Consider the following 23,751-nt stretch of genomic DNA (forward strand, 5'->3'; position numbering starts at 1 on the left):
CAGGGCTCCAGTAAACCGTCGAAAAGGCAATGGGAGCATGCCAAGGCCGCGATTGAAAGGCGGTGAAGGCTTTTTGCCGATAAAAACGGCGGATAACATCCGACGCAACGTCCAAGCGCAAGCGCATGCAGAAACGCGCGATCAACGGCTTGCAGGCCATTGCCCAAGGCTTATAGGTCCTCCTCTAATACTTTGGTTACACAATCGATGAAGAAGTCTACGCTTTGCTGACCGGTACACATGGGGGGTTTGATCTTGAGGATATTAAGGTGGTCGCCCGTGGGTTGCATGAAAACGCCCAGGTCGCGCAGGCGGTTGCACAGCACAGCGGTTTCTTCGGTGGCAGGCTCCAGCGTAGTGCGGTCACGTACCAGCTCCAGCCCCAAGTAGAAGCCCGAACCATGGGCCGCACCTACGAGCGGAAAACGCTCCACGAGCGCCTCCAGCCGCTGTTTGAAATAGGCCCCGGTCTCGCGCGCGTTATTCCACAGCCCCTCTTCTTGCATCACGTCCAGCACTGCCAGGCCGATCTCGCAGCTGACTGGGCTGCCGCCTGCCGATGAAAAGAAGTAACCCTCCGCTTCCAGGGCTTCGGCGATTTCACGCCGCGTGATCACAGCACCCAGCGGGTGGCCGTTCCCCATGCCTTTGGCCATGGTGATGATGTCGGGCACTACCTGCTGCTCTTCGAACCCCCAGAAGTGAGTACCCAGCCGGCCATACCCCACCTGATTTCATCGGCGATGCACACCCCTCCCCGTGCACGCACCTGGCCATAGACCTGTTCCAGGTAGCCCGGCGGCAAGGCAATTCCTCCCGCGTTGCCGTACACCGGCTCGCAGATGAACCCCGCCACCTGCCGCCCCTGTGCATCCAGTTTAGCTAGCACATCGTTCACGCTGCGTACGTAGTCAGCGGTACTGTCAGGGCCTCGATAAGGGCCTCGGTAGGTGTTGGGCGCAACCACCGGGTGAACCCATTCCGGGCGGGTTTCCAAGGCTTTAGGGTTATCGGCGATGGACGTGGACAGGGCATCGGCACCGACGGTCCAGCCGTGATAGGCCTCCAGCACGCTGAGCATGTCGCGGCCACCGCTGTAGGCCCACGCCAGCCGTATGGCCAGGTCGTTGGCTTCACTCCCGCTGTTGACCAGGAACACCCGGTTCATCGATGAAGGCGATAGTGCCAGCAGCCGTTCGGAAAACTCGGCCAGCGCAGCGTAATGAAAACGTGAGTTGGTATTGAGCAGGGACCACTGCCGGCTGGCTACTTGGGCCATGCGCGGGTGGCCATGGCCTAAAACTGCCACGTTATTGAGCATGTCCAGATAGGCGCGGCCTTGCAGGTCGATCAAGTGGTTGCGCCAGCCACGCTCGATACGGGGCGGTGCCTGGTAGTAATGCTTTTGGGACCGGGCAAAGCTGGCATCGCGGCGAGCCAGCAGCGCCTGAGCCTCTTCGTGCGGCGGTGCATCACAGGCCCAACCCAGCACCGCAGAGGGGGACGGCGACAGGCGCGACCAGGCTGCAGCTCTGGAAGGCGTGGTGAACGCGGGGGCCGGTAGGTCAACGGCCATCAGTTGCACACGCAGGCCAGCGCTGACAGTGCCCAGCGGTTGGCCTGCCTGCCTCTTTCCAGGGAGGGCCTTTATATGTTCGCTGTCCAGGCGCAGCGCCCACCGCTGGTTTCTCAACACCCACCCGGTGTCAATCGCTTCGAACACACCATCGAATGGGGCTTGGAGCGCCTGTTCGCTGGCCAGCAGCAGGTCAACGTGCAATGCGAAGGTGTGGGGCTCCTGGGCGGTGTCTGGCTGGGTCTGGGCGAGGCAGTACTCGCCGTAACGGGAAGCCGCAGCGGCAAACCCTGGCAAGGCCGCCGCCAGCTGCCGAGCCACGGCGCCGTCCGCTTCCCAGTTTCCAGCCTGCCATTGGGGGCTGAGCACGCTTAGGTCCAGTGTGTTGACTGACGCTGCATTCAGCCCAGGTAACAAGACATGACCGGTGCCCTCAAAGAGAGTCGCAGGTGCCGCGCTGAGGGCCTGCAAAATGGCGCTTTCCATCAGCTCCGGTGGCACAGACCGCGCCACGTCGAACACTTCCCATTCATGGGCGGCATTGGCCAGCAGGTAAGGGTTGTCCGGGTTGAGCGTAAGCTGCTGGGCTGTGCTTAACACAAGCACCGCTGCCCGGTTCACAATCAACGGCCACAGTGCCCGCAGTTCAGCCACCCCCAGGGGGTTGGCCTGATGATAGGCCACGATGGCGGGGAGCAGCCCCAGCGGGTCCCCTTCACAGTGATGCAACAGGCCCGCACAAGTCACGCTCAGGTCGGCTACCCGCCAGGTATGGGCAAGGTCGCCGAAGTCGATGATGCCCACCAGCGCCCATTCGCGCTGCGCCGTGCGCTGCCACAGGGTGTTGTCGTCTGTAAGTTCCAGGTGAGCGGCCTGGGTGGGCAGCAGGTGAGCCAGGCTGTCGAGCCGGGCCTGTGCCTGCTGTGTCACTTTCTGCACCTGCTGCTGGCGTTCCGGTTGGCCATTCAGCACGGCAAGTAGGTGCTCCACCAGAGTGGCTGCGTGCTGAGGGTCCCACTGCAGGGTGCGCGTCAGGCCTGGATGGCTAAAGCCCTCTAGGGCGCGATCCACCTGGGCGCACAAGCGCCCCAATGCTGCGCGAAGCTCAGGCCCCACATAAGGCCGGCGCGTCAGCGGTTCACCCTCCAGGTAATCCAGCAGGCGAATGTGCAAAGGCTCATCGTTCATGACCACGCTTAACACCAGCGCCCCCGCACGCGTAGGCCTTACCTTGGGTACCGGCAGCCCCTGATGGGCCAAGTGGGCCAATGCGGCGTGCTGCGCCTGAAGCTCTTCTACAGCGTAATAGCCGTGGCAGGCCTTGAGCACGAACTGGCCTTCCGTGCTTTGTACATGGAAATTAAGGTCCTGCTGGCTGCCCATGGGCGTCAGTTCAGCCTGGAGGCCGTAGTGCTCATGCAGGATTTGGCACGCATCAGCAATACTCAGGCGAGGTGTGGGCAGGCTGGAACGCTGGATCAATGCAGGAAGCGACATCGGGCAGGCCTCGGCTTTATTCTGCGAGTACTATCTGCAAGGTGCGCCCGAATTGGCAAGCGTGAGGGCACTTTTGCTCGGGGCCTGGCATGTTTAGCGTATTCCAGCTTGCACCCGGCAGCATATCCCCACAAAGTATGCCCATTTCTATTGGCGACTTAAGGGAAAAGGCGCGTTCACATGCGAATCCTCATTACTGGTGGTGCAGGCTTTATCGGTTCTGCACTCGTGCGGCACCTGATCGAAAATACCGAGCACGATGTCCTTAACATCGACAAGCTTACTTATGCAGGCAACCTTGAATCCCTGGCGGGCATCGCGACCAACACACGCTATGAATTCGTTCAGGCCGACATTGCCGACCAACCTAAGATGGCTGAAGTACTGGCGCGCTTCCAGCCCGAAGCCATCATGCACCTGGCGGCCGAGTCCCATGTTGACCGCTCCATTGATGGCCCTAGCGAGTTCATCCAGACCAACATCGTAGGCACCTACGCGCTGCTTGAAGCCACGCGTGCGTACTGGAGCCAGCTAGGCGAACCGGCACGTACAGCATTTCGCTTCCATCACATTTCCACGGATGAGGTGTATGGCGACCTGCACGGCGTGGATGACCTGTTCACCGAAACCACCCCTTACGCACCTAGCTCGCCGTACTCGGCCAGTAAGGCTGCGTCCGACCACCTGGTTCGCGCCTGGCACCGCACCTATGGCCTGCCTGTAGTCGTCACCAACTGCTCGAACAACTACGGCCCGTATCACTTCCCGGAAAAGCTGATCCCGCTGGTGATCCTTAACGCACTGGAAGGCAAGAAACTGCCGGTATACGGTGACGGCCTGCAGGTGCGTGACTGGCTGTTCGTGGAAGACCACGCCCGTGCCTTGCTTGAAGTGGTCACCCGTGGTGACGTAGGCGAGACCTACAACATCGGCGGCCATAACGAGCAGAAGAACATCGACGTGGTGCGCGGCATCTGTGCCCTGCTTGAAGAGCTGGCCCCCAGCCGCCCTGAAGGGGTCGCCCACTACGCAGACCTGATCACGTTCGTGAAGGATCGCCCTGGTCACGACCTGCGCTACGCCATCGATGCCAGCAAGATCGAGCGTGACTTGGGCTGGGTGCCTCAGGAAACCTTCCAGACCGGCCTGCGCAAGACCGTGCAATGGTACCTGGACAACCTGGAATGGTGCCGCCGCGTACAGGACGGCAGCTACCAACGCGAGCGCCTGGGCTTTACCGAACCCAAGGACCTGATCGCATGAAGCAGATTGTCTTGGTGAGGGCAGCGCGATGAATATTGTTGCAACCAGCATTCCAGAGGTTCTGATTTTCGAGCCTCGCGTCTTTGGTGATGACCGCGGTTTCTTCTTCGAAAGCTTCAACGAACGTGCTTTCGAGGAGGCCGTTGGCCGCCGGGTGACCTTCGTTCAGGACAACCATTCGCGCTCCCAGCGCGGTGTACTGCGCGGCCTGCATTACCAGATCGAAAACCCCCAGGGCAAGCTGGTGCGCGTGGCCACCGGCGACGTGCTGGACGTTGCGGTAGACATTCGCAAGGGTTCACCTACGTTCGGCCAGTCCGTGGCAGTACGCCTGACAGAGACCAACAAGCGCCAGTTGTGGATTCCCGAAGGTTTTGCCCACGGTTTTGTAGTACTCAGCGAAACGGCTGACTTCCTCTACAAGACGACCGACTACTACAACCCGGCTGCCGAACGCGCCATCGCCTGGAATGACCCCGCCTTAGCCATTGACTGGCAACTGGACGGCCTCGAGCCACGGTTGTCTGCCAAAGACCAGCAAGCCAAGGCCTTGGCCGATGCGGACCTGTTCCCATGAGCGGCGTGTTGAAGGTACTGCTGGTAGGCGCCAACGGGCAGGTCACGACCGAACTTCAACAGCGCCTGCGCGGCAAGGTCGAGTTGCATGTGATGGGTAGCGCCGACCTGGACCTGACCCAGCCCGAAGCCATTCGTGAAAAGGTACGGGCCCTCCGGCCTGGCTTGATCGTCAACCCGGCCGCCCATACGGCCGTGGACAAAGCCGAAAGCGAACGGGATCTGGCGTTTGCCATCAACGCCACGGCACCCGGCATATTGGCCGAAGAGGCCAAGGCGCTGGGCGCGCTGCTGATTCACTACTCCACGGACTACGTGTTCGATGGCAGCAAGGCCGAGCCCTATGTGGAAACCGACCCTACCGCCCCCCTTGGGGTGTACGGCCAGAGCAAACTGGCCGGCGAGCAGGCCATTCAGGCCGTGGGTGGGGAGCACCTTATCCTGCGCACCAGTTGGGTCTATGCCGCTCATGGGCGCAACTTCCTGCTGACCATGCAGCGCCTGCTGCAGGAACGGCCGGAACTGAAGGTGGTAGCAGACCAGATTGGTGCCCCAACCTGGGCCGGCAGCATCGCCCAAAGCACCGTTCAGTTGATTGAGCGCTGGCAGGCGGGCACTCCCGGCGAATGGGGCGTGTACCACCTCACTAATAGCGGCGAAACCTCCTGGTTCGGGTTCGCCCAGGCTATTGGGGAGCAACTGCGCAACGCAGGCAAGCCCTGTGCGTCGCTGGTGCCTATTCCCTCCAGCCAATACCCTACCCCTGCCCAGCGCCCGCTCAATTCCCGCCTTGAGTGCGGCAAGCTGTATGTCCAATGGGGCGTGACCCAGCCGCATTGGCAGGATGCCTTGCTGGAGTGCCTGCGCCCGGCATAACGGCCGGGCATAACGGTTGTGCGGTGGCTGAGGTAACATGGCCGGATGATCAAACCGGCCATTCCTCGCCGCCCACGGTGGCGCAACCTTGTGCTCGTAGCCATTTGCCTGGCCCCGTTGCTGTACCCTTTGCAACGGCTTGCCGAGCGTTACTACCACAGTGAACTGGTTAGCCAGAACCGGCAAACCCTTGACCTGTATGTAGCCAACCTGCTGGGTACCTTGCACCGCTACGAAGCCCTCTCCCCCATATTGGGCCAGTTGCCAGCCCTGCGCGAAGCGCTTGCGAATCCGGGGGATCCCGTGTTGCTCGCTGCCGCTAACGCCCTGCTCAAAACCCTCTGTGACCAGACCGGCGCAGAAGTGATGTACCTGATGGACCCGGCAGGCAATACCCTGGCGGCGTCCAACTGGGAGCAGAAAGACAGCTTCGTAGGCCGCAACTTTGCCTTTCGGCCCTACTTCAATGATGCGATTGCCGGGCGGCTGGGGCGCTTTTTCGGCTTGGGTACCACGTCGGCCAAGCGTGGTTACTTCTTTGCCGCCAGTGTTCGCGACCAGGAAGCAACCTTGGGCGCACTGGTGGTAAAAGTAGACCTTGATCACACAGAAACCTTATGGGGGCGTACGCCAGAACAACTGGCCGTGACAGACCAGTACGGTGTAGTGATCCTGACCTCGCACCCTGAGTGGCGGTACCGGGCAACGCGCCCACTGACGGATGCTGAGCGGGCCACCATCGGCGCCAACCAGCCTTACCCCACGAACAGCCCCGGCGCCTTGCAGCTGGACGACCGAACCTGGCTTATCCAACGCCGTTTCATCACCGAGACCGGTTGGACCGTAAACCTGCTGGCGCCCCACGCGCTGGTTGATCGACCGGTGCGTACGGTGGTGGCGGTGGGCAGCGCAGCGTTGCTGGCCTTGATGCTGATGCTAGGTTTGATGATGCAACGGCGGCGCAACTACATGGACCGCATTGCCTTGGAGGCCTCGGGCCGCCAGGAGCTGGAAGCGCGGGTCAGCGAACGGACTAGCGCGCTGCAGAAGCTCAACAGCCGCCTTCGCCAGGAAGTACTGGAACGCGAACAGGCGCAGCAGAAGCTGGTACAGGCACAGGATGAGCTGGTGCAGGCCAGCAAGCTGTCGGCACTGGGCACCATGAGCGCCAGCATCAGCCATGAGCTGAATCAGCCACTGGCGGCTATCCGCAGCTATGCCGACAATGCGGGCGTACTGCTTGACCACGAGCGCACCGATGACGCTCGCGGCAACCTCAAAGCCATCAGCGAACTGACCGCACGCATGGCGTCCATCATCGCGCACTTGCGGGCCTTTGCCCGCCGTGACCGCCATGCCCCTGAAAGCGTAGCGCTGCAACCTGCCCTAGAGGATGCGTTGGCCCTACTGGCCCAACGCCGTCGCGCCATGGCCGTGGAACTGATTCGGGACCTTCCAGATGCGCCGCTGTGGGTACAGGCCGGTGAAACACGCCTGCGCCAGGTGCTGGGCAATGTGCTGGCCAATGCCTTGGATGCACTCACCGAAAAGGCTAACCCACGGCGGATCTGGCTAAGCGCCGAAAAGTCTGCCGACGGGATCAGCCTGTACATTCGTGACAATGGCCCGGGGTTCAGTAGCGAGGCCCTGGCCCATGCCAAAGAGCCGTTCTTCACCACCAAGACCCGCACGCAGGGCCTTGGCCTGGGGCTGGCCATATGCGATACGCTGATGCGTGCCCTTGGCGGTGAACTGCTGATGGCCAACCACCCCCAGGGCGGCGCCTTGCTGACACTACGGTTAAGGCCAGCCACGCCTGGTGCAAGCCCGCAACCCCTTGAGGACCTGGCATGAGCCACCTGGATGTACTGGACGCCCGGATCGACGTACTGTTGATCGACGACGACCCGCACCTGCGCCAAGCCTTGGGCCAAACCCTGGACCTGGCAGGCCTCAAGGTACTTGCACTGGAAGAGGCCACAGGGCTGCCGGCCCGTATCGCCCGGGATTGGCCCGGTGTGGTGGTATCGGATATCCGCATGCCAGGGGTGGACGGGCTGACCTTCTTGCGCCAATTGCAGGCCGCTGACCCTGAGCTTCCTGTGTTGCTCATCACCGGCCACGGCGACGTGCCCCTGGCGGTGGAAGCTATGCGGGCAGGGGCCTACGATTTTCTGGAAAAACCCTTCGCCAGTGAGGCCTTGCTCGACGGCGTGCGACGCGCCTTGAGCCACAGGCGGCTGGTGCTGGACAACCGCAGCCTGCGCCTGGCCTTGAGCGACCGCCAGGCATTGGGCACACGGCTGGTGGGCCATAGCCCCTCAATGGCACGGCTCAGGGAGCAGATAGGCGCACTGGCCGGCACGCGTGCGGATGTCCTGATCCTGGGCGAAACCGGCGCCGGCAAGGAAGTGGTCGCCCGAGCACTGCATGACCTGTCCAGCCGACGAAACGGCCCCTTTGTCGCCATCAACGCCGGTGCCCTGGCAGAGTCGGTGGTGGAAAGCGAACTGTTCGGCCATGAGCCTGGGGCGTTCACGGGTGCGCAAAAACGCCGTATCGGCAAGTTTGAGTTCGCCAACGGTGGCACGTTGTTCCTGGATGAAATCGAAAGCATGAGCCTGGACGTGCAGGTCAAACTGCTACGCCTGTTGCAGGAGCGCATGGTGGAGCGGCTGGGAGGCAACCAGCAGGTCCCTTTGGATATTCGGGTAATTGCGGCTACCAAAGAAGATTTACGTCAGGCCGCCGACCAAGGGCGCTTCCGGGCAGACCTGTACTATCGCCTGAACGTGGCACCGCTGCGTATTCCGCCCCTGCGCGATCGCGGCGAGGACATCGTGACCCTATTCGAGTACTTCAGCAGCGCAGCCTCCGAGCGCCATGGCCTGCCGCCGCAAACCCTGCAGCCGGCACAGCGCAGCGCCCTGCTGCGCCACCGCTGGCCGGGCAATGTGCGTGAGCTGCAAAACGCTGCCGAACGGTTCGCGCTCGGGCTGGACCTGGCCCTGGATGCACCCGCCGATACGCCGATGGCCGCCACGGAACCCGAGCCGCATGGCCCCCTGAATGAACAAGTGGAAGCGTTCGAGCGGCAACTGATCAGCGCGGAGATGGCCCGAGGGCATGCCTCATTGAGAAGCCTGTCCGAGGCGCTGGGTATCCCACGCAAAACCCTCCATGACAAGTTACGCAAGCATGGGTTGAGCGTGGGTAATGGGGACGAGGGGGAGTAGGGACTGGCCTATTGTGCACGGCGCAATAAAGCTTTGTGCTAAGGCGTTGTCATTGGTGACGGTAAACATTACGGCGGTTGCCAATCCTTACTATCAGGATGGTTAGCCCATTAACTTTCCAGGCTGTATCGCCTGATCACGTCGTCCAGCGAAAGGGTTTCAACACGGCCAGCTCTGATCCCTGCCCTGCGCTGCTCGGCCAGATAAAGGTCTCCAAGGTCTTCCAGATGCTTGCAAATGGCTTCGGTTGCATAGAATGCTCTGCTTTTGCCAGTTAGTGCTGCAAGCCTGTCCAGCCGCGCCTCGACCTCATCAGAAAGCTTGAGTGAGATTGCCATAAATTCGCGTGCCCTCCTTTAAGTGCGTAGAAGGCGTCGAATACCTTGGCACGCACAATGAAAATTTACAGTGAGGTGTCGACTTGAATACGTCAAAGAGCACTAAGCCTCACACAACCTCAATAACGCCCCCCGCCAGGGCGCGTTGCCTGGTAAAGCCAGGAAGTGCTCGTTGAGCAGGCTGTCCTGCACAGGGTAGCGGAAGGGCTTGCCTTGGGTATCCACCACTTCACCGCCTGCGCCTTCAAGCACACCTTGGGCGGCGGCCGTGTCCCATTGGGAGGTTGGGGCCAGGCGCGGGTAGCAATGGGCAACGCCCTCGGCCACCAGGCAGAACTTCAGGGAGCTGCCAATGCTGGTAAGGCTTAGCGGGCCAACGGCACTTTCCAGCCCGGCCAGCAGGGCTTGCTGCTGCGGGCTGGAATGGCGACGGCTGGCGACCACGGTAAAGGGCTCGCCCGCTGGAGGGGCCGGTTGCGTTTCAATAGGCTCAGGCGCATCACCCGCCGCCTGGCACCAGGCGCCCAGGCCCGCGCCGCCCCACCAGGCACGCCCGGTAACCGGCATGGTTACCACGCCAAATACCACGTCACCCTGCCCAATGAGCGCGATGTTTACGGTGAATTCCTCGGTTCCAGAAATGAATTCCTTGGTACCGTCCAGTGGGTCCACCAGCCACCATTGAGTCCACCCCTCCCGTACCGACAGAGGCACGTTACAGTCCTCTTCGGACAAGATGGGGATATGCGGCGCCAGGCGGGTAAGGCCGGCAACGATCACATGATGGGCAGCCAGGTCCGCCGCAGTCACCGGAGAGTCATCTGTTTTAGTGGTGACATCCACGCCTGCGCGCCAGAACGGCAGGATCGCCTCCCCCGCTTCGCGGGCTATGGCCAGCACCCCTTCGAGCAACGGATGAGCAAAGGTCATGGCTTGAAAACGCCGCGCTGGGTCAACAAGTCTCGCACCAAGTACAGCGCTGCCAGCGCGCGACCCTCTGTAAAGTCCGCATTGCTGGCCAGTTCGGTCAGGTTGCGCAGGTTTACCTTGTCCACGCGAAGCGGTTCGGGTTCATCACCTTCCAGGCGCTCTTCGTAGAGGTCCATGGCCAGTACTACCTGAATCTTCTGGCTCATGTACCCCGGCGACAAGGACAGTTCGGTGAGGTGCTCAAGCTGGCGTGCACCAAAGCCTGCTTCTTCCTTCAACTCACGGTTGGCAGCAGCGACGACATCTTCGCCCGGCTCGATCAGGCCTTTGGGCAGGGACAGTTCGTAGGTTTCGGTGCCACCGCAGTATTCTTCGACCAGTACCGCATGTTCGTCGTCCAGCATGGCCACGATCATGACCGCGCCATAGCCATTGCCGCGCCCCACCAGGCGCTCATAGGTGCGTTCAACCCCATTGGAGAAACGCAACTGCACTTGCTCGACACGGAAGATACGGCTACTGGCGACGATCTCACGACCCAGTACGGTGGGCTTATGGCGCATAAGGGCGGCTCCTTGGCTTGAACGGGTTACTATACCTTGGCTCGCGCCTGTGCCGAGCCTGTTTTTCCGCTGCCCGGGAGCTCACCAATGCCTGCTTTAGCCTGGCCCGACATCGACACAGTGCTGTTGGACATGGACGGCACCCTGCTGGACCTGCACTTCGACAACCATTTCTGGCTTCACCATTTGCCACAGCGCTATGCCCAAGTCCATGGCACAAGCCTGGCAATGGCACAGATGGAGCTACAGCCGCTGTTCGAACACCATGCTGGCCAGTTGAACTGGTATTGCCTGGATTTCTGGACCCAGGAACTTGACCTGCCCATCCTGGCCCTCAAACATGAAATTGCCGAACTGATTGCCTTGCGCCCCCATGCCGACACCTTCCTCAAGGCTGTGAAGGGTGCGGGAAAGCGCCTGGTGCTGATCACCAATGCTCACCGAGATTCGCTGTCGCTCAAGCTGGAGCGCATCGAGCTGGCGCCTTGGTTCGACCGGCTGATTACGTCCCATGACTACGGTTACCCCAAGGAAGCGGCACAGTTCTGGGACGCGCTGCAGGCCGACATCGGCTTCGACCCGGCCCGGGCCTTGTTCATCGACGACACACTGCCGATTCTGCGCAGCGCGCGCGCCTGGGGAATTGGCCACCTGCTGGCGGTGTGCGAGCCGGACAGCCGCAAAGGCCCCAAGAACACCGAAGAATTCGAAGCCGTAGGCGACTTCCGCGAGCTTATGGTGGGCCTGGTGCAGCGGCCGGAGGCCTGATGGACATCAAGCAGTTGAAGTTTCTGGTAGCACTGGACGAAACCCGCCATTTTGGCCAGGCCGCTGCGCGTTGCCATATTACCCAGCCCACCCTGTCCATGCGGTTGCGCAACCTGGAAGAGGAACTGCAACTACCGCTGGTGAACCGCGGCCAGCGTTTCGAAGGGTTCACACCGCCAGGGGAACGCATTCTAGCGTGGGCACGCACGGTGCTGGCGGCCTATGATGGCTTGCAGGCCGAGGCGGCCGCTTGCCGTGGCCATCTGGTAGGGACCTTGCGACTGGGCATCGTTCCTCTGTCGAGCTTCGACCCGGTGCCTTTGCTCACTGGCTTGCATGGTCTGCACCCCGAATTACGCTTCGAACTCAGCTCACTGAGCTCTGACCAGTTGATCGAACACCTGGCCAGCAATCGCCTGGACCTGGGCGTGTCCTACCTGGATCGCCTGGACGCTTCGCAATTTGAATCCCTGACCTTGAGCGACACGCGCATGGGCCTGCTGCATGATCAGCGGTATTTCCAGTTCGATGCCGCGCCGCTGTCCTGGGAAGCCTTGAACAGCCTGCCATTGGGCTTGCTAACCAATGGTATGCATTTTCGCCAGTCCATCGACCACGCGTTTCATAGCCGCGGGCTGAACCCGCGCCCTTTACTGCAAACCGATGCCGTGCACCAACTGCTGCAAGCCGTACAGGGTGGCCTGTGCTGCGCGATCATGCCCCTGCACAATGGCTTGGAAGGCTTTACCGAACACTTGCGCTTGCACCCCATCGAGCAAGCCCAGACCTTGGCCAGCGTAGGCCTGATCATGCGCCGTACTGCGCCGCGCTCTCCGCTCGCCCAGGCATGTTTTGCCTATTGCCAGCAGCTCTTGCCGCTTGGCTGATCGAGGCCGTCTATCAAAGGATCGGAACAAGCGATTAGACGCTTAGTCACACTCGACATAGGCTCAATGAACGAAACTGCCGGTATCGTCGAATGTCTGCCCCGCGCGTTGCACCGCTGTCGCCGCCTGAACCTGCGCCCGCCGCCAGTCAGGACTACCGCTATGCGAACCTCGATGAAAGCGGGCACGGTAATGCCGCGCTCGCCGACGAGGCGGCATTGGCCATCGCTTACAACGGCATCAGCCAGGCCGTTATGTTGGTCAGCCCGCGTGACCTTGAAGACTTCGTTGTGGGCTTCAGCCTGGCCAGCGGCATCGTGCCAGCGGCTGACGACATCTATGACATTCAGTTACAGGGCTTAGGTGCCTCTCGCCAGGCCCAGGTGGAGATTTCCAGCAGGGCCTTCTGGGCGCTGAAAGATCATCGCCGGCAAATGGCTGGCACCACAGGCTGCGGATTGTGCGGTGTGGAAGCCATGGACCAGGCCCTGCCGGACCTTCCTGTACTGGCCCCAGCGCCGTTGCCGCCCGCCCAGTGGCTACAAGGGCTGCGCCAACGCATTAGTGACTTGCAACCCTTGGGGCAGCACTCAGGTGCCGTGCATGCTGCAGCTTTCATGAATAAAAAAGGCGAGCTGCTCTTGGCTCGCGAAGATATCGGCCGACATAACGCTATGGACAAGCTTATCGGTGCCTTGGTCCGCCAAGGGATCGACACCGCTGGTGGCCTGGTGGTGGTCACCAGCCGCTGCAGCCTTGAGCTCATCCAGAAAATGCTACGCGCCGGGATCAGCACCCTGGTGAGCCTTTCCTCACCTACAGGCCTGGCCTGCCAATGGGCACGCCAGCACCGTTTGAACCTCATTCATCTGCCGCATCACAGCGCGCCGCGGGTGTACAGCCCCGCGATGGAGAACCAGCCGTGAGTACCAAAGACGAAATCGCTCCAGCCTCTGCCCCCCGTTACAAGCCCTACAATGGCGCCGCCGCCGGTTGGGGCGCGCTGCAAAGCGTGACCCGCTTCTGGTTGGGCAGCGGTAATGCCTTGAAGAACATTCGTACCCTGCTCAAGACCAACCAGAATGGCGGCTTTGACTGCCCAGGTTGCGCATGGGGCGAATCGCCAGAAGACGGCATGGTCAAGTTCTGCGAGAACGGCGCCAAGGCCGTGAACTGGGAAGCCACCAAGCGCCGGGTGGATGCTTCGTTCTTTGCGCGCCACAGCGTGACGTCATTGCTGGAGCAGAGTGACTACTGGCTCGAATACCAAGGCCGCCTCACCGAGCCTATGGTGTACGACGCGACCAATGACCGTTACAAGCCTATCGCTTGGGACGACGCGTTCGCCCTGATCGCGCAGCACCTCAATAGGCTGGAGAGCCCGGACCAGGCTGAGTTCTACACTTCTGGCCGTGCCAGTAACGAAGCGGCCTACCTGTACCAGCTGTTCGTGCGCGCTTTCGGCACCAACAACTTCCCAGACTGTTCGAACATGTGCCACGAAGCCAGCGGCGTGGCGTTGTCCCAAAGCATTGGCGTGGGCAAGGGCACTGTCACGTTCGAGGATTTCGAGCACGCGGATGCCATTTTTGTATGGGGCCAGAACCCCGGCACTAACCACCCTCGTATGCTGGAGCCTTTGCGCGAAGCCGTAGAACGTGGTGCGCAGGTGGTGTGCGTCAACCCGCTCAAAGAGCGTGGCCTGGAACGCTTCCAGCACCCGCAGCACCCATTGGAAATGCTGACCAATGGTGACCGCCCGACCAATACCGCGTTCTTCCGCCCTGCCTTGGGCGGCGACATGGCCATCGCCCGCGGCATGGCGAAGTTCCTGCTGCAGTGGGAGCGCGATGCTCAGGCCGCTGGCAAGCCGCCTGTATTCGATCATGAGTTCCTGAACGCACACACCGCTGCCGTACAGGAATACTTGGCTGCTGTAGATGCCACTACCTGGGAACACATTGTGGAGCAGTCCGGGCTGCCGCTGATCGAGATCGAGCGAGCAGCGCGCATGTACGCCAAAGGCACCAAGGTCATCATGTGCTGGGCCATGGGTATTACACAGCACCGTCACTCAGTGCCTACCATTCAGGAACTGTCCAACCTGATGCTGCTGCGTGGCAACATCGGCCGCCCAGGTGCCGGCCTGTGCCCTGTACGCGGCCACAGTAACGTGCAGGGCGACCGCACCATGGGCATTAACGAACGCCCGCCAGTGTTCCTGCTCGATGCCATCGAAAAGCGTTTTGGTTTCGAAGTGCCCCGCCAGCAAGGGCATAACGTGGTCGAAGCCATTCACGCGATGCTAGAGGGCCGCGCCAAAGTCTTTATCGCGCTGGGCGGCAACTTTGCCCAGGCTACCCCAGACAGCCCTCGTACAGCGCAAGCCTTGCGCAATTGCGACCTTACGGTACAGATCAGCACCAAGCTGAACCGCAGCCACTTGATGCATGGTAAAGATGCGTTGATTCTGCCGTGCCTGGGCCGTACCGACATTGACCGCCAGGCTGAAGGCCCGCAAGCCGTGACCGTAGAAGACTCGTTCTCCATGGTGCATGCCTCGTTTGGCCAGTTGCAGCCGCTTTCTGCGCTGCAACGCTCTGAGCCTGCGATAATTGCCGGGATTGCCAGCGCAACGCTGGGTCCACGCCCAATGGATTGGCAATGGTTGATTGGCGACTACCAGCGTATTCGTGAGTTGATTGCCGATACCATCCCTGGCTTTACGGATTTCAACACCAAGCTGAACCATCCTGGTGGCTTCTACCTGGGCAATACGGCAGGGGCGCGTCGGTGGAACACTGCCAGCGGCCGGGCCAACTTCAAGCCTAATGCACTGCCTGTGGACCTGCTCCATGACAAGGTGCATGAGACAGGTGTGGTACCGGACCTGATTTTGCAAACCCTGCGTTCGCATGATCAGTACAACACCACTATTTATAGCCTGGATGACCGCTACCGCGGTGTGCGTGGCCAGCGCGAGGTGGTGTTTGCCAACGAGGCCGATATCATTCGCCTTGGGTACCAGCCGGGCCAGAAAGTGGACATGATCTCGGTATGGGCAGACGGCCACGAGCGACGGGTGAGCGGCTTCACACTGTTGCCATTCGATATCCCGGCAGGTCAGGCAGCCGCTTACTATCCAGAAACCAACCCCTTGGTGCCGCTGGAAAGTACCGGTGACGGCAGCAGCACGCCTACCTCGAAATTCGTTGCCATCCGATTCGAACGCGCACGGGACAGCGCACGCATCGTCTAAATCGCGGAGCCATTGGGGCGGGTTGATATCATAAGACCCGCCCCACCCCTGCCTGGTTTCCTGGGCAGGCCATCACATCAGCGTTTTGTGACCCAGTCGCGTGATTTGTCGTTTTTAGGTTGTAACCCCTCCCTTGCGTTGTCAGGATCGCGCCGTCATAAGCCTGAGATTTCCTTCATGAAGTTTGCCTCAATCATCGCGTTGTCTTTAGCTGTAGTCAGCGGTGCTGCTGTTGCTGGCGGGACTGTTCAAGCCGGAGCAGGTGGTGCACTGGGTGGGGTTCTGGGTTCGGTTGTCGGCCAGTCACTGGGCGGCAGCACGGGCTCTGCCATTGGTGCTGGCCTTGGCGGTGCAGCTGGCAGCGCCGTTGGCGCCGATAAGCACAGCCGTGGCCAGGCGGCCATTGGTGGTGCGCTAGGTGCGGCCGGTGGCAATGTGATCGGCCGCAATCTGGGTGGGAGCACAGGGAGCCTAGTGGGCGCAGCAGCCGGTGGCGGTGCGGGCGGCGCACTGGGTAACTACATGGGCGAAGACAACGATTCCGGACGTAACGGCAAACACCGTGGGCGTGCCGACCGCCGCTGGGACCATGACCATGGCCGCCATGGTGGGCACCGCAAACACTGGCGCCACCGCTAAAGCGTCTAGGGCAACAATCGTTGCCCTTCTCCGCCGGATCCATTCCGACCAACTGCGCTGTATTTCTCTGTTCATTTTCTGAAGCGGCGTTTAATCTGCGCGCGAAAATAACGGCATTACGACATCACCTGCGCGCCTTTCTACCGCAGCCGTGTCGGTACGCAGGGCACTTGTGATGAACACAACCAATGACAGTGGTGTAACGCATTTTCAGCGTCTGGACCCTAACCAGATCGATGTGGTGCTTGGCAGTGCTCGTTCGCAGCGCCCGCAGGCGCCGTCAGGGCAGAGCCGCAAAGGGCTGTGGTGGCTTGCCTTGTCTGGTATTGCGGTCGCGGGATGGTGGTTGGGGGCAAGCCAGTCACCTGTCACGGTAGCGGCTAACCAGCCCCAACCTGTCGCCTCAGCCCCTGAGGCGCAGACCGTTACCGTGGTCAACCAAGCCACGGACACTCGTGTCATTAACCAAGTAGTGATCTTCAACCCGACTGTTCAAACCGCTCCCAAGCGCACGGCACCGATGCCAGAGGCCACACCGGCCCCGCCTCAACCTGCGCAGGGCATGGTGTCAGCTCAATACCTGGCACAGTTCAAGGCTGGAGCGGGCCACTCGCCAGAGGCCACTCAGCGCCCCTATCAGATCGCGACGGTCAACATTCGTGAATGGGATGGGCCAAACCGTTACGTGGCCAAATGGCGCGTCCAGGACAGCGAAATCGACCAAGGCTCCGTATGCTTCAACTTCATGGCTGACAGCATCGGCTACCGTGAATGCCGGCGCGCAGCGCAGCGATACTTCAAGGAACAGTGCAAGGACTGGACGCGCCGTACAGAGAAGTCCCGCGACAAGGAAACCCGCGAGGCACGCGTTCAATATTGCACGGTTGCAGGCGCGTTTGTGCCGTGAAGCACCTACTGCGCCAGCCTTAGGCTTTTTTGTACCTCACCCACACCGCCCCGCCCTCTTGCACCTCTGCAGATACAAGGGTGAGGTGTGTGGGCTGCTTCCAGGCCTTTGGCGGCACTTCGAAAGAGGCTGGATGCTCGCCGCGGCCGTCTACCAATGGCAGGATAGCCACGCTCACCTCGTCCACAAGGCCTGCGGCAACAAAAGAGCCGCTTACATGGGGCCCGCCCTCCACAATCAACCGCTTGCATCCTAATTCCTTGGCAAGAATATCGATCACCTGGGCCAGGTCGATCTCGTCTTTACCTGCAAACAGGTATGACACATTAATGGATTGCAGGTAGGCCAGGTAATCATCCGACACGCGTTCTGTCAGCACTTCCACTACGTGAGAATCCAGCGCCTGGTTGGTTTTCCAGCCTACTTTTCCTTCAGGGTCGATGGAAATGGCATAGGCCTCGGCGGTGCGATTGGCGAAGTGATGGGTGCGCGGTATCGGCCCCTTGGCCATACCCTTGGTATAGCCCTCATCATGGGCAATTTCCTGCATGGTGACACGGCCGCAGATCCAGGCATCGAACTCGAACGTTTTGGCGAGCTTTTCATACAGCTCGTTGGCCGATTTCTTGAACGCACGGTCCCAGCCATCTGTGAGGGCGTGACCGTCCAGCGATGACATCATGTGGCAGATTACGTAGGGCTGCATAACAGGCTCTTTTTAGGTTCAGGGGTCTATAGCCGACTGAAACACGCCTGGGTTAGTTCAGCGCAAGCTATTGAGGGGCAGCGAGGCCCTAGAAGGAAAGCCCTGCTCAATAAAAAACCCCGGCACAAGGCCGGGGTTCGGTGCAACGTGTGGTAAGCCAAGCGCCTACAATTGTAGGCGCAGGCAAGCTTACAACTGAGGGCCTGCAGCACGGATGGCATCGGAAACTTCGAATTTCTTGAAGTTTTCGATGAACAACCCAGCCAGGCCTTTGGCCGCCTCATCGTAGGCCGCACCATCGGCCCAGGTATTGCGCGGGGCGAGCAGGTTGGTCTCAACGCCCGGTACGGCTTTTGGCACGTCCAAGTTGATGATGTCCAGGTGCTCGGTTTCAACGCCCACCAGTGCACCGCTTTGAATGGCTGCAATCACGCCACGGGTAGTAGGGATGTTGAAACGCTTGCCTACGCCGTAGCCACCACCGGTCCAGCCGGTGTTGACCAGGTATACCTTGGAGCCGAACGCGCGGATGCGCTTGATCAGCAACTCGGCATACACACCGGCAGGGCGTGGGAAGAACGGTGCGCCGAAGCAGGTAGAGAAGGTGGACTTGATGCCCGAACCCGAACCCATTTCAGTGGAGCCTACCAACGCGGTATAGCCGGACAGGAAGTGGTAAGCGGCCTGCTCTTCACTGAGAATCGACACAGGCGGCAGTACGCCGGTGAGGTCACAGGTCAGGAAGATAACGGCATTGGGCTCGCCGCCCAGGTTTTTCGGGGCGATCTTGTCGATCAGCTGGCGCGGGTAAGCCGCACGGCTATTCTGGGTCAGGCTGTCGTCGGTGTAGTCCGGCAGGCGCGTTTCTGGATTCAACACCACGTTTTCCAACACGGCCCCGAACTGAATAGCTTTCCAGATGACCGGCTCGTTCTTCTGGGTCAGGTCGATGCACTTGGCATAGCAGCCGCCTTCGATGTTGAAGACAACGCCTTCGCCCCAGCCATGTTCATCATCACCGATCAGGTAACGGCTTTCGTCGGCAGAAAGGGTAGTCTTGCCAGTGCCCGACAGGCCGAAGAACAGGGTAACGTCGCCGTCTTCACCCATGTTGGCCGCGCAGTGCATGGGCAATACGTCGGCATCGGTCAGCAGGAAGTTCTGCACCGAGAACATGGCTTTCTTCATTTCACCGGCATAACGCATGCCAGCGATCAGCACTTTTTTAGCCGCGAAATTGATGATCACGCAACCATCGGAGTTGGTACCGTCACGCTCAGGCTCACAGGTGAACCATGGAGCGTTCAGCACTTCCCACTCCTGGCGGGCAGCCGGGTTGTACTGTTCAGGGTTGATGAACAGGCAACGGCCGAACAGGTTGTGCCAGGCGGTTTCCGTGGTCATTTTCACCGCCAGGTAGTGGCTGTCGTCAGACCCTACGTGAACATGGGAAACAAAGTGATCACGCTCTGCCACATACCCACTCACACGCTCCCACAGGGCATCGAACTTGTCGGCCGGGAACTTGCGGTTAATAGGGCCCCAGGCGATGGAATCGCGGGTGGACGGCTCATCTACAATAAAGCGGTCAACCGGTGAACGCCCGGTACGATGCCCGGTTTTGACAACCAGTGAGCCATTGGCAGCAAGCTCACCCTCGCCGCGACGAATGGCCTCTTCGACCAGTTGAGCGGTGCTGATATCGGTATACACGGCGTTTTTGGCTTGCGTCATGAGAATCCCCGTCGGCGATCGTGCCGAGTGCTCCAAACGTTTGTAGTAGAAAACCACACCCTACTACAGCTAAAAAGTGGGCCGGATTATGCCTAGAACCGAGGTCTATGGATAGCTCTTTGGGTTCAAAACGGCGCTATTCCGGCGCTTGCAGGTCCATTTACAGTGCTGAAACTATTCAGTGACGACTATCTGACGGTGTATCGACCCCGCCGCCGGCAAAGAGTTGTGCAACATCGGCAGCATCGAACAAATAACGCTGGTTACAGAACTGACAATCGATTTCCACCCTACCGCCCTCTTCCTTGAGCAAGGCCTGTGCATCGTCTTCGCCAAGGCTGATCAATGCCCGCGCCGAACGCTCTCGCGAACAACTGCATTGGAACCGAACAGCCTGACGGTCAAACAACCGCACGTCTTCTTCGTGATACAAACGGTGCAGTACCGTTTCGTTATCCAGGGTCAGCAACTCTTCAGCGCTAAGTGTGCCCCCCAGCGTCAATACATGTTGCCAATGGTCATTGCGCTCGTCGGCATCCTTGAGCTTTTCGGCCGGCAACTGCTGGAGCAACATGCCCCGCGCCTGTTTTCCGTCTGCCTCTAACCAGAATCTGGTGCCCAGTTGCTCCGACAATGCAAAGTAGTTGGAGAAACAAGCGGCCAGGTCTTCACCATCCAACGCCACGATGCCTTGGTAACGCTGCCCATGCGTAGGGTCAATCGTCATAGCCAGAGTGCCATCAGGCATCAGCGCCTGCAAGCCGTCTGCCATACCGGTCAGCGCTTCGTCGTAACGTGCAAGGCCTCGTATTTCCAGTGTGTTGGAACACTCCACCATCAGCATCGGAACCGGCCCATCGGAACGGGCCTGAAGAATCAACAAACCTTCGAATTTCAACGTACCTGCCAGCAATGCGGCGGCAGCAATCAGCTCGCCCAACAGCTTGGCCACCGGCGCTGGGTAGGTATGGCGCGTAAGCACTTCGGTATAGCTGTGCTCCAACGACACCATTTCTCCACGCACGTCTGCATTGTCAAAGATGAAACGTTGAGTGAAATCAGTGTTTGGCAAATCGCTCATAGGTTCGGCTATCACAGAAAGATGACAAAATATGTATCGGTACTTTTATAAAAAGCCCGACTCGGAGCACCAGACGGGTGCGAGTGGATGTCCTGATAGAGGTCTATATGAACAAACCGGCACTGTTCCGGGCAAGCTGGAATACGCGCGGGCTGGTCCTGTGCAATCTGTTGGCGATTGCGCTGCTGTGTGTATGGCTATGGCCGGCCGGCCATGCAGCTTTCACTGCATTCGATGAATCACTGTTCACCCTGTTGAACCAGCCCTTGGCGAGCAACGCCGGTTGGCGGTACATATGGACCGCGGGCAGCTTGCGCCCGTTCGACGCGCTGGTCGGGCTTATTCTACTGGCCCTGCTGATCAGAGGCGACTGGGTTTTCAAGGCTGCTCAGGTACGCCAGGCATTTTGGGGGTTTATCGCAACCTTGATACTGCTGCTGGTAGTACGGGCACTGTTCTCCAAACTGTGTGACGCCATGGGGTGGCAGCACGACAGCCCCACCATAGTGCTACCGGGGGCCATTCATTTGAGCGACTGGTACCCTCACCTGGAAAAAAAGTGGGAGCTCAAAGACCAGTCCAGCTCCAGTTTCCCGGGTGACCATGCTTCAGTGTTGCTGATCTGGGCGTTCTATATGACATTTTCCAGCCACCGGTTTGGCCAGCGTGTGGTGATCTGGGCCTTGGCGCTGCTGTTCATGATGCCTCGGTTGGTAGCAGGCGCCCATTGGGGCCAAGACGACTACATTGGCGGCCTGGTCATGGCGCTGGTTGCATTGGGGTGGTCGTGCTACACCCCTTTCGTAGCCCATGCCAGTGCCTGGTTGGTGAAGGTCACCGCACCGGTGTTCCGCCTGCTGGGGCACTTGCCCGTTGTTCGTCGGCTGAGCGTGATCAGCGCCTAACCTTCCGAACGGAAGCTGAACAACTGGCGGCGCTGCTTCTTCGAAGGCTTCCCGTCAGTTGTTACGCCCAACGCCCCGGCCTTGCGCAAGGCCGCCGCTTGCTCCCGACGTGCAATGCTGTCTTCTGTTTCGGCATACAACTGTTGCGCCTCGGGCGCACCCCGACGCACATCGCTCAAAGCCTTCACCACGACCGTACGCTCGTCAAAACCGGTACGTAGCTGAAACTCGTCGCCCAACCGAGGCTCTTTTCCAGGCTTGCAGCGCTCCCCACGGCAATGCACCTTGCCGCTTTCGATGGCGGCTTTGGCCAAGGCCCTGGTTTTATAGAAACGTGCCGCCCACAGCCATTTATCAAGGCGAACTTTGCTGTCCTGCTCAGCCTGTTGTGCCACTGCGTAACCTCATTTGGAAACATTCATCCACTTTACTACCCCTGCGCAGGGATGCAACGTGGCCCCGCTTTGTTTAGAGTGCCGCACATGTTCAACCGCTGACGCAATCAGGCCCACTTCGCGGTCTATGCAATGGCCCGGCCGCGTTGCGTTGCCAGCCTCGGCTCAGCCTCTTGAAGGGGCAATTAATTTTGGGCAAACCTGTTGAAGACTTTCGACCACCTTACCGTCATTGGCCTTCGCGAATGGATCGCGCTACCCGAATTGGGCGTGGCAGGGCTTCGTGCCAAGATAGACACAGGGGCCAGTACCTCCAGCCTACATGCGACGGAAATCGAACCTTTTGAACGCGACGGCCAGCGCTGGGTACGCTTCAACGCGCACCTGGGAACGGTGGTGCAGTTGCGCCACCGCCGGTGCGAAGCCCCGCTGGTGGCGAGAAAAACCATTAAAAGCTCCAATGGGCTGGCACAAACGCGCTATGTCATCCGCACCATGATGGCCTTGGGTGATCGTGTATGGCAGGTGGAGTTCACCCTCGCTTGCCGCAAGGCCATGCGTTACCGCTTGCTGTTAGGGTCCAAGGCGCTGATAGATGGCCAATTGGTAGTCAACCCTGGCGAAACGTACATACAAAATAAACCAACGTCTCCGGCCTCTCTCTCCCTCTCCCCAGGTGCTGAATGAAAATCGCTGTGCTATCGCGCAATCCGCGCCTGTACTCCACCCGACGGCTGGTTGAAGCCGGAACAGAGCGTGGCCATGACATGGTTGTAGTGGACACGCTTCGGGCCTATATGAACATTGCCAGCCACAAGCCGCAGATCCATTACCGTGGCAAGCCGCTGGAAGGCTTCGATGCAGTGATTCCGCGCATTGGTGCGTCTGTCACTTTCTATGGCTGCGCCGTATTGCGTCAATTCGAAATGATGGGGGTATTCCCACTCAACGAATCGGTTGCCATCGCCCGCTCTCGGGACAAGCTGCGCTCCCTGCAGCTGCTTTCTCGAAAAGGCGTAGGGCTGCCTGTAACCGGATTCGCCCACTCGCCGGACGATATTCCAGACCTGATCCAGATGGTCAACGGCGCGCCACTGGTTATCAAGGTGCTGGAAGGCACACAAGGCATCGGCGTGGTGCTGTGCGAGACCACCAAGGCTGCTGAATCGGTGATTGAGGCCTTCATGGGCCTGAAGCAGAACATCATGGTGCAGGAATACATCCAGGAAGCAGGTGGCGCCGACATCCGATGTTTTGTGGTGGGTGACCGGGTAATCGCTTCCATGAAGCGGCAGGCCAAGCCAGGGGAGTTCCGCTCCAACCTTCACCGCGGCGGCAGTGCCAGCCTCATCAAGATCACCCCTGAAGAGCGCATGACTGCCATTCGGGCAGCCAAAGTGATGGGGTTGAGCGTAGCTGGGGTTGATATCCTACGCTCCAACCACGGCCCATTGGTCATGGAAGTGAACTCGTCCCCAGGCCTTGAGGGCATCGAATCTACTACCGGCAAAAATGTTGCCTGCATGATTATCGAACACCTGGAGAAAAACAGCGGGCCGAACCTTACGCGTACACGGGGCAAGGGCTAAGCCAGGCGCGTGGACCTCCTGCTCGG

Annotated in this window: 20 protein-coding genes and 2 pseudogenes; 14 read left to right on the top strand and 8 right to left on the bottom strand. The window is 60.1% G+C overall.

Going from position 1 to position 23,751, the window contains the following annotated elements; genetic code table 11:
• Positions 1 to 170: 170 nt before the first annotated feature.
• Positions 171 to 3,073: pseudogene (locus tag ACSAMW_RS13850) on the bottom strand (aminotransferase).
• A gap of 180 nt (positions 3,074 to 3,253) precedes the next feature.
• Here ACSAMW_RS13850 and rfbB point away from each other — a divergent pair.
• The 5 genes from rfbB to ACSAMW_RS13875 are packed head-to-tail and all read left to right on the top strand — an operon-like array spanning position 3,254 to position 9,024.
• Positions 3,254 to 4,336, top strand: coding sequence for a dTDP-glucose 4,6-dehydratase (gene rfbB, locus ACSAMW_RS13855; RefSeq protein ID WP_500590783.1), 1,083 nt, complete (start codon positions 3,254 to 3,256; stop codon positions 4,334 to 4,336).
• Positions 4,337 to 4,364: 28 nt separating this feature from the next.
• Positions 4,365 to 4,913 carry a dTDP-4-dehydrorhamnose 3,5-epimerase gene (rfbC, locus tag ACSAMW_RS13860; protein WP_500590784.1) on the top strand — a complete coding sequence of 183 codons (549 nt, stop codon included), beginning with the start codon at positions 4,365 to 4,367 and terminating at the stop codon, positions 4,911 to 4,913.
• The gene (gene rfbD / locus ACSAMW_RS13865; RefSeq protein WP_500590785.1) at positions 4,910 to 5,788 is read left to right on the top strand and encodes a dTDP-4-dehydrorhamnose reductase; all 879 of its coding nucleotides are present in this window, start codon (positions 4,910 to 4,912) and stop codon (positions 5,786 to 5,788) included. Before rfbC ends, rfbD begins: the two co-directional genes overlap by 4 nt.
• A gap of 45 nt (positions 5,789 to 5,833) precedes the next feature.
• Positions 5,834 to 7,642, top strand: a complete 1,809-nt coding sequence (locus tag ACSAMW_RS13870) for a sensor histidine kinase (protein ID WP_500590786.1) — start codon at positions 5,834 to 5,836, stop codon at positions 7,640 to 7,642.
• Entirely contained in the window at positions 7,639 to 9,024 is a 1,386-nt protein-coding gene (locus ACSAMW_RS13875) for a sigma-54-dependent transcriptional regulator (protein ID WP_500590787.1), read from the top strand. Before ACSAMW_RS13870 ends, ACSAMW_RS13875 begins: the two co-directional genes overlap by 4 nt.
• Before the next feature lie 110 nt (positions 9,025 to 9,134).
• Here ACSAMW_RS13875 and relB read toward each other — a convergent pair whose 3' ends face one another.
• From relB to nudE, 3 genes are all read right to left on the bottom strand, one after another.
• Positions 9,135 to 9,362 (bottom strand): type II toxin-antitoxin system RelB family antitoxin, encoded by a 228-nt coding sequence (relB, locus tag ACSAMW_RS13880; RefSeq protein ID WP_500590788.1) that lies wholly within the window; start codon positions 9,360 to 9,362, stop codon positions 9,135 to 9,137.
• Positions 9,363 to 9,464: 102 nt separating this feature from the next.
• On the bottom strand, positions 9,465 to 10,292 hold the full coding sequence (cysQ, locus tag ACSAMW_RS13885) for a 3'(2'),5'-bisphosphate nucleotidase CysQ (RefSeq protein WP_500590789.1): 828 nt from the start codon (positions 10,290 to 10,292) through the stop codon (positions 9,465 to 9,467).
• Positions 10,289 to 10,855 carry an ADP compounds hydrolase NudE gene (gene nudE / locus ACSAMW_RS13890; RefSeq protein WP_168083211.1) on the bottom strand — a complete coding sequence of 189 codons (567 nt, stop codon included), beginning with the start codon at positions 10,853 to 10,855 and terminating at the stop codon, positions 10,289 to 10,291. The genes cysQ and nudE overlap by 4 nt, the downstream gene beginning before the upstream one ends.
• A gap of 87 nt (positions 10,856 to 10,942) precedes the next feature.
• Between nudE and yrfG the strand changes: the two genes are divergently transcribed.
• The 6 genes and pseudogenes from yrfG to ACSAMW_RS13920 all read left to right on the top strand — a co-directional run bounded on the left by yrfG (position 10,943) and on the right by ACSAMW_RS13920 (position 17,315).
• The gene (gene yrfG, locus ACSAMW_RS13895; RefSeq protein ID WP_500590790.1) at positions 10,943 to 11,623 is read left to right on the top strand and encodes a GMP/IMP nucleotidase; all 681 of its coding nucleotides are present in this window, start codon (positions 10,943 to 10,945) and stop codon (positions 11,621 to 11,623) included.
• Positions 11,623 to 12,510 carry a LysR family transcriptional regulator gene (locus ACSAMW_RS13900; protein WP_500590791.1) on the top strand — a complete coding sequence of 296 codons (888 nt, stop codon included), beginning with the start codon at positions 11,623 to 11,625 and terminating at the stop codon, positions 12,508 to 12,510. Before yrfG ends, ACSAMW_RS13900 begins: the two co-directional genes overlap by 1 nt.
• A 92-nt stretch (positions 12,511 to 12,602) precedes the next feature.
• The gene (gene fdhD / locus ACSAMW_RS13905) at positions 12,603 to 13,436 is read left to right on the top strand and encodes a formate dehydrogenase accessory sulfurtransferase FdhD (protein WP_500590792.1); all 834 of its coding nucleotides are present in this window, start codon (positions 12,603 to 12,605) and stop codon (positions 13,434 to 13,436) included.
• Positions 13,437 to 13,463: 27 nt separating this feature from the next.
• Positions 13,464 to 15,769, top strand: a pseudogene (locus tag ACSAMW_RS13910) (FdhF/YdeP family oxidoreductase).
• Positions 15,770 to 15,946: 177 nt separating this feature from the next.
• Complete coding sequence (locus ACSAMW_RS13915; protein WP_500590793.1) at positions 15,947 to 16,408, top strand: glycine zipper domain-containing protein; 462 nt, start codon at positions 15,947 to 15,949, stop codon at positions 16,406 to 16,408.
• Positions 16,409 to 16,583: 175 nt separating this feature from the next.
• A complete protein-coding gene (locus ACSAMW_RS13920; RefSeq protein ID WP_500590794.1) occupies positions 16,584 to 17,315 on the top strand; it encodes a hypothetical protein in 732 nt (243 codons plus the stop codon).
• A 19-nt stretch (positions 17,316 to 17,334) separates the two neighbouring features.
• Here the strand turns inward: ACSAMW_RS13920 and ACSAMW_RS13925 are convergent, their stop codons facing one another.
• The 3 genes from ACSAMW_RS13925 to hslO form a co-directional block, all read right to left on the bottom strand.
• Positions 17,335 to 18,021, bottom strand: coding sequence for a dihydrofolate reductase family protein (locus ACSAMW_RS13925; protein WP_500590795.1), 687 nt, complete (start codon positions 18,019 to 18,021; stop codon positions 17,335 to 17,337).
• Between the two features lie 189 nt (positions 18,022 to 18,210).
• Positions 18,211 to 19,755, bottom strand: a complete 1,545-nt coding sequence (locus ACSAMW_RS13930; RefSeq protein ID WP_500590796.1) for a phosphoenolpyruvate carboxykinase — start codon at positions 19,753 to 19,755, stop codon at positions 18,211 to 18,213.
• 178 nt (positions 19,756 to 19,933) lie between these two features.
• Complete coding sequence (hslO, locus tag ACSAMW_RS13935; RefSeq protein ID WP_500590797.1) at positions 19,934 to 20,836, bottom strand: Hsp33 family molecular chaperone HslO; 903 nt, start codon at positions 20,834 to 20,836, stop codon at positions 19,934 to 19,936.
• Between the two features lie 107 nt (positions 20,837 to 20,943).
• On the opposite strand from hslO, the gene ACSAMW_RS13940 reads away from it, so the two are divergent.
• On the top strand, positions 20,944 to 21,741 hold the full coding sequence (locus tag ACSAMW_RS13940) for a phosphatase PAP2 family protein (protein ID WP_500590798.1): 798 nt from the start codon (positions 20,944 to 20,946) through the stop codon (positions 21,739 to 21,741).
• On the opposite strand, the gene ACSAMW_RS13945 is transcribed toward ACSAMW_RS13940, so the two are convergent.
• A complete protein-coding gene (locus tag ACSAMW_RS13945) occupies positions 21,738 to 22,136 on the bottom strand; it encodes an RNA-binding S4 domain-containing protein (RefSeq protein WP_500590799.1) in 399 nt (132 codons plus the stop codon). The genes ACSAMW_RS13940 and ACSAMW_RS13945 overlap by 4 nt on opposite strands.
• 204 nt (positions 22,137 to 22,340) lie before the next feature.
• Between ACSAMW_RS13945 and rimB the strand changes: the two genes are divergently transcribed.
• Positions 22,341 to 22,823 carry a retropepsin-like aspartic endopeptidase RimB gene (gene rimB / locus ACSAMW_RS13950; RefSeq protein ID WP_500590800.1) on the top strand — a complete coding sequence of 161 codons (483 nt, stop codon included), beginning with the start codon at positions 22,341 to 22,343 and terminating at the stop codon, positions 22,821 to 22,823.
• Positions 22,820 to 23,725, top strand: a complete 906-nt coding sequence (gene rimK, locus ACSAMW_RS13955) for a 30S ribosomal protein S6--L-glutamate ligase (RefSeq protein ID WP_168083237.1) — start codon at positions 22,820 to 22,822, stop codon at positions 23,723 to 23,725. Before rimB ends, rimK begins: the two co-directional genes overlap by 4 nt.
• The last annotated feature ends 26 nt before the right edge of the window (positions 23,726 to 23,751 follow it).

This window comes from Pseudomonas sp. AB39(2026) (assembly GCF_059831485.1).

Coding starts and splice junctions, on each gene's coding strand:
- rfbB (WP_500590783.1), top strand. CDS start 3,254: ATGCGAATCCTCATTACTGGTGGTGCAGGCTTTATCGGTTCTGCACTC.
- rfbC (WP_500590784.1), top strand. CDS start 4,365: ATGAATATTGTTGCAACCAGCATTCCAGAGGTTCTGATTTTCGAGCCT.
- rfbD (WP_500590785.1), top strand. CDS start 4,910: ATGAGCGGCGTGTTGAAGGTACTGCTGGTAGGCGCCAACGGGCAGGTC.
- ACSAMW_RS13870 (WP_500590786.1), top strand. CDS start 5,834: ATGATCAAACCGGCCATTCCTCGCCGCCCACGGTGGCGCAACCTTGTG.
- ACSAMW_RS13875 (WP_500590787.1), top strand. CDS start 7,639: ATGAGCCACCTGGATGTACTGGACGCCCGGATCGACGTACTGTTGATC.
- relB (WP_500590788.1), bottom strand. CDS start 9,362: ATGGCAATCTCACTCAAGCTTTCTGATGAGGTCGAGGCGCGGCTGGAC.
- cysQ (WP_500590789.1), bottom strand. CDS start 10,292: ATGACCTTTGCTCATCCGTTGCTCGAAGGGGTGCTGGCCATAGCCCGC.
- nudE (WP_168083211.1), bottom strand. CDS start 10,855: ATGCGCCATAAGCCCACCGTACTGGGTCGTGAGATCGTCGCCAGTAGC.
- yrfG (WP_500590790.1), top strand. CDS start 10,943: ATGCCTGCTTTAGCCTGGCCCGACATCGACACAGTGCTGTTGGACATG.
- ACSAMW_RS13900 (WP_500590791.1), top strand. CDS start 11,623: ATGGACATCAAGCAGTTGAAGTTTCTGGTAGCACTGGACGAAACCCGC.
- fdhD (WP_500590792.1), top strand. CDS start 12,603: ATGTCTGCCCCGCGCGTTGCACCGCTGTCGCCGCCTGAACCTGCGCCC.
- ACSAMW_RS13915 (WP_500590793.1), top strand. CDS start 15,947: ATGAAGTTTGCCTCAATCATCGCGTTGTCTTTAGCTGTAGTCAGCGGT.
- ACSAMW_RS13920 (WP_500590794.1), top strand. CDS start 16,584: ATGAACACAACCAATGACAGTGGTGTAACGCATTTTCAGCGTCTGGAC.
- ACSAMW_RS13925 (WP_500590795.1), bottom strand. CDS start 18,021: ATGCAGCCCTACGTAATCTGCCACATGATGTCATCGCTGGACGGTCAC.
- ACSAMW_RS13930 (WP_500590796.1), bottom strand. CDS start 19,755: ATGACGCAAGCCAAAAACGCCGTGTATACCGATATCAGCACCGCTCAA.
- hslO (WP_500590797.1), bottom strand. CDS start 20,836: ATGAGCGATTTGCCAAACACTGATTTCACTCAACGTTTCATCTTTGAC.
- ACSAMW_RS13940 (WP_500590798.1), top strand. CDS start 20,944: ATGAACAAACCGGCACTGTTCCGGGCAAGCTGGAATACGCGCGGGCTG.
- rimK (WP_168083237.1), top strand. CDS start 22,820: ATGAAAATCGCTGTGCTATCGCGCAATCCGCGCCTGTACTCCACCCGA.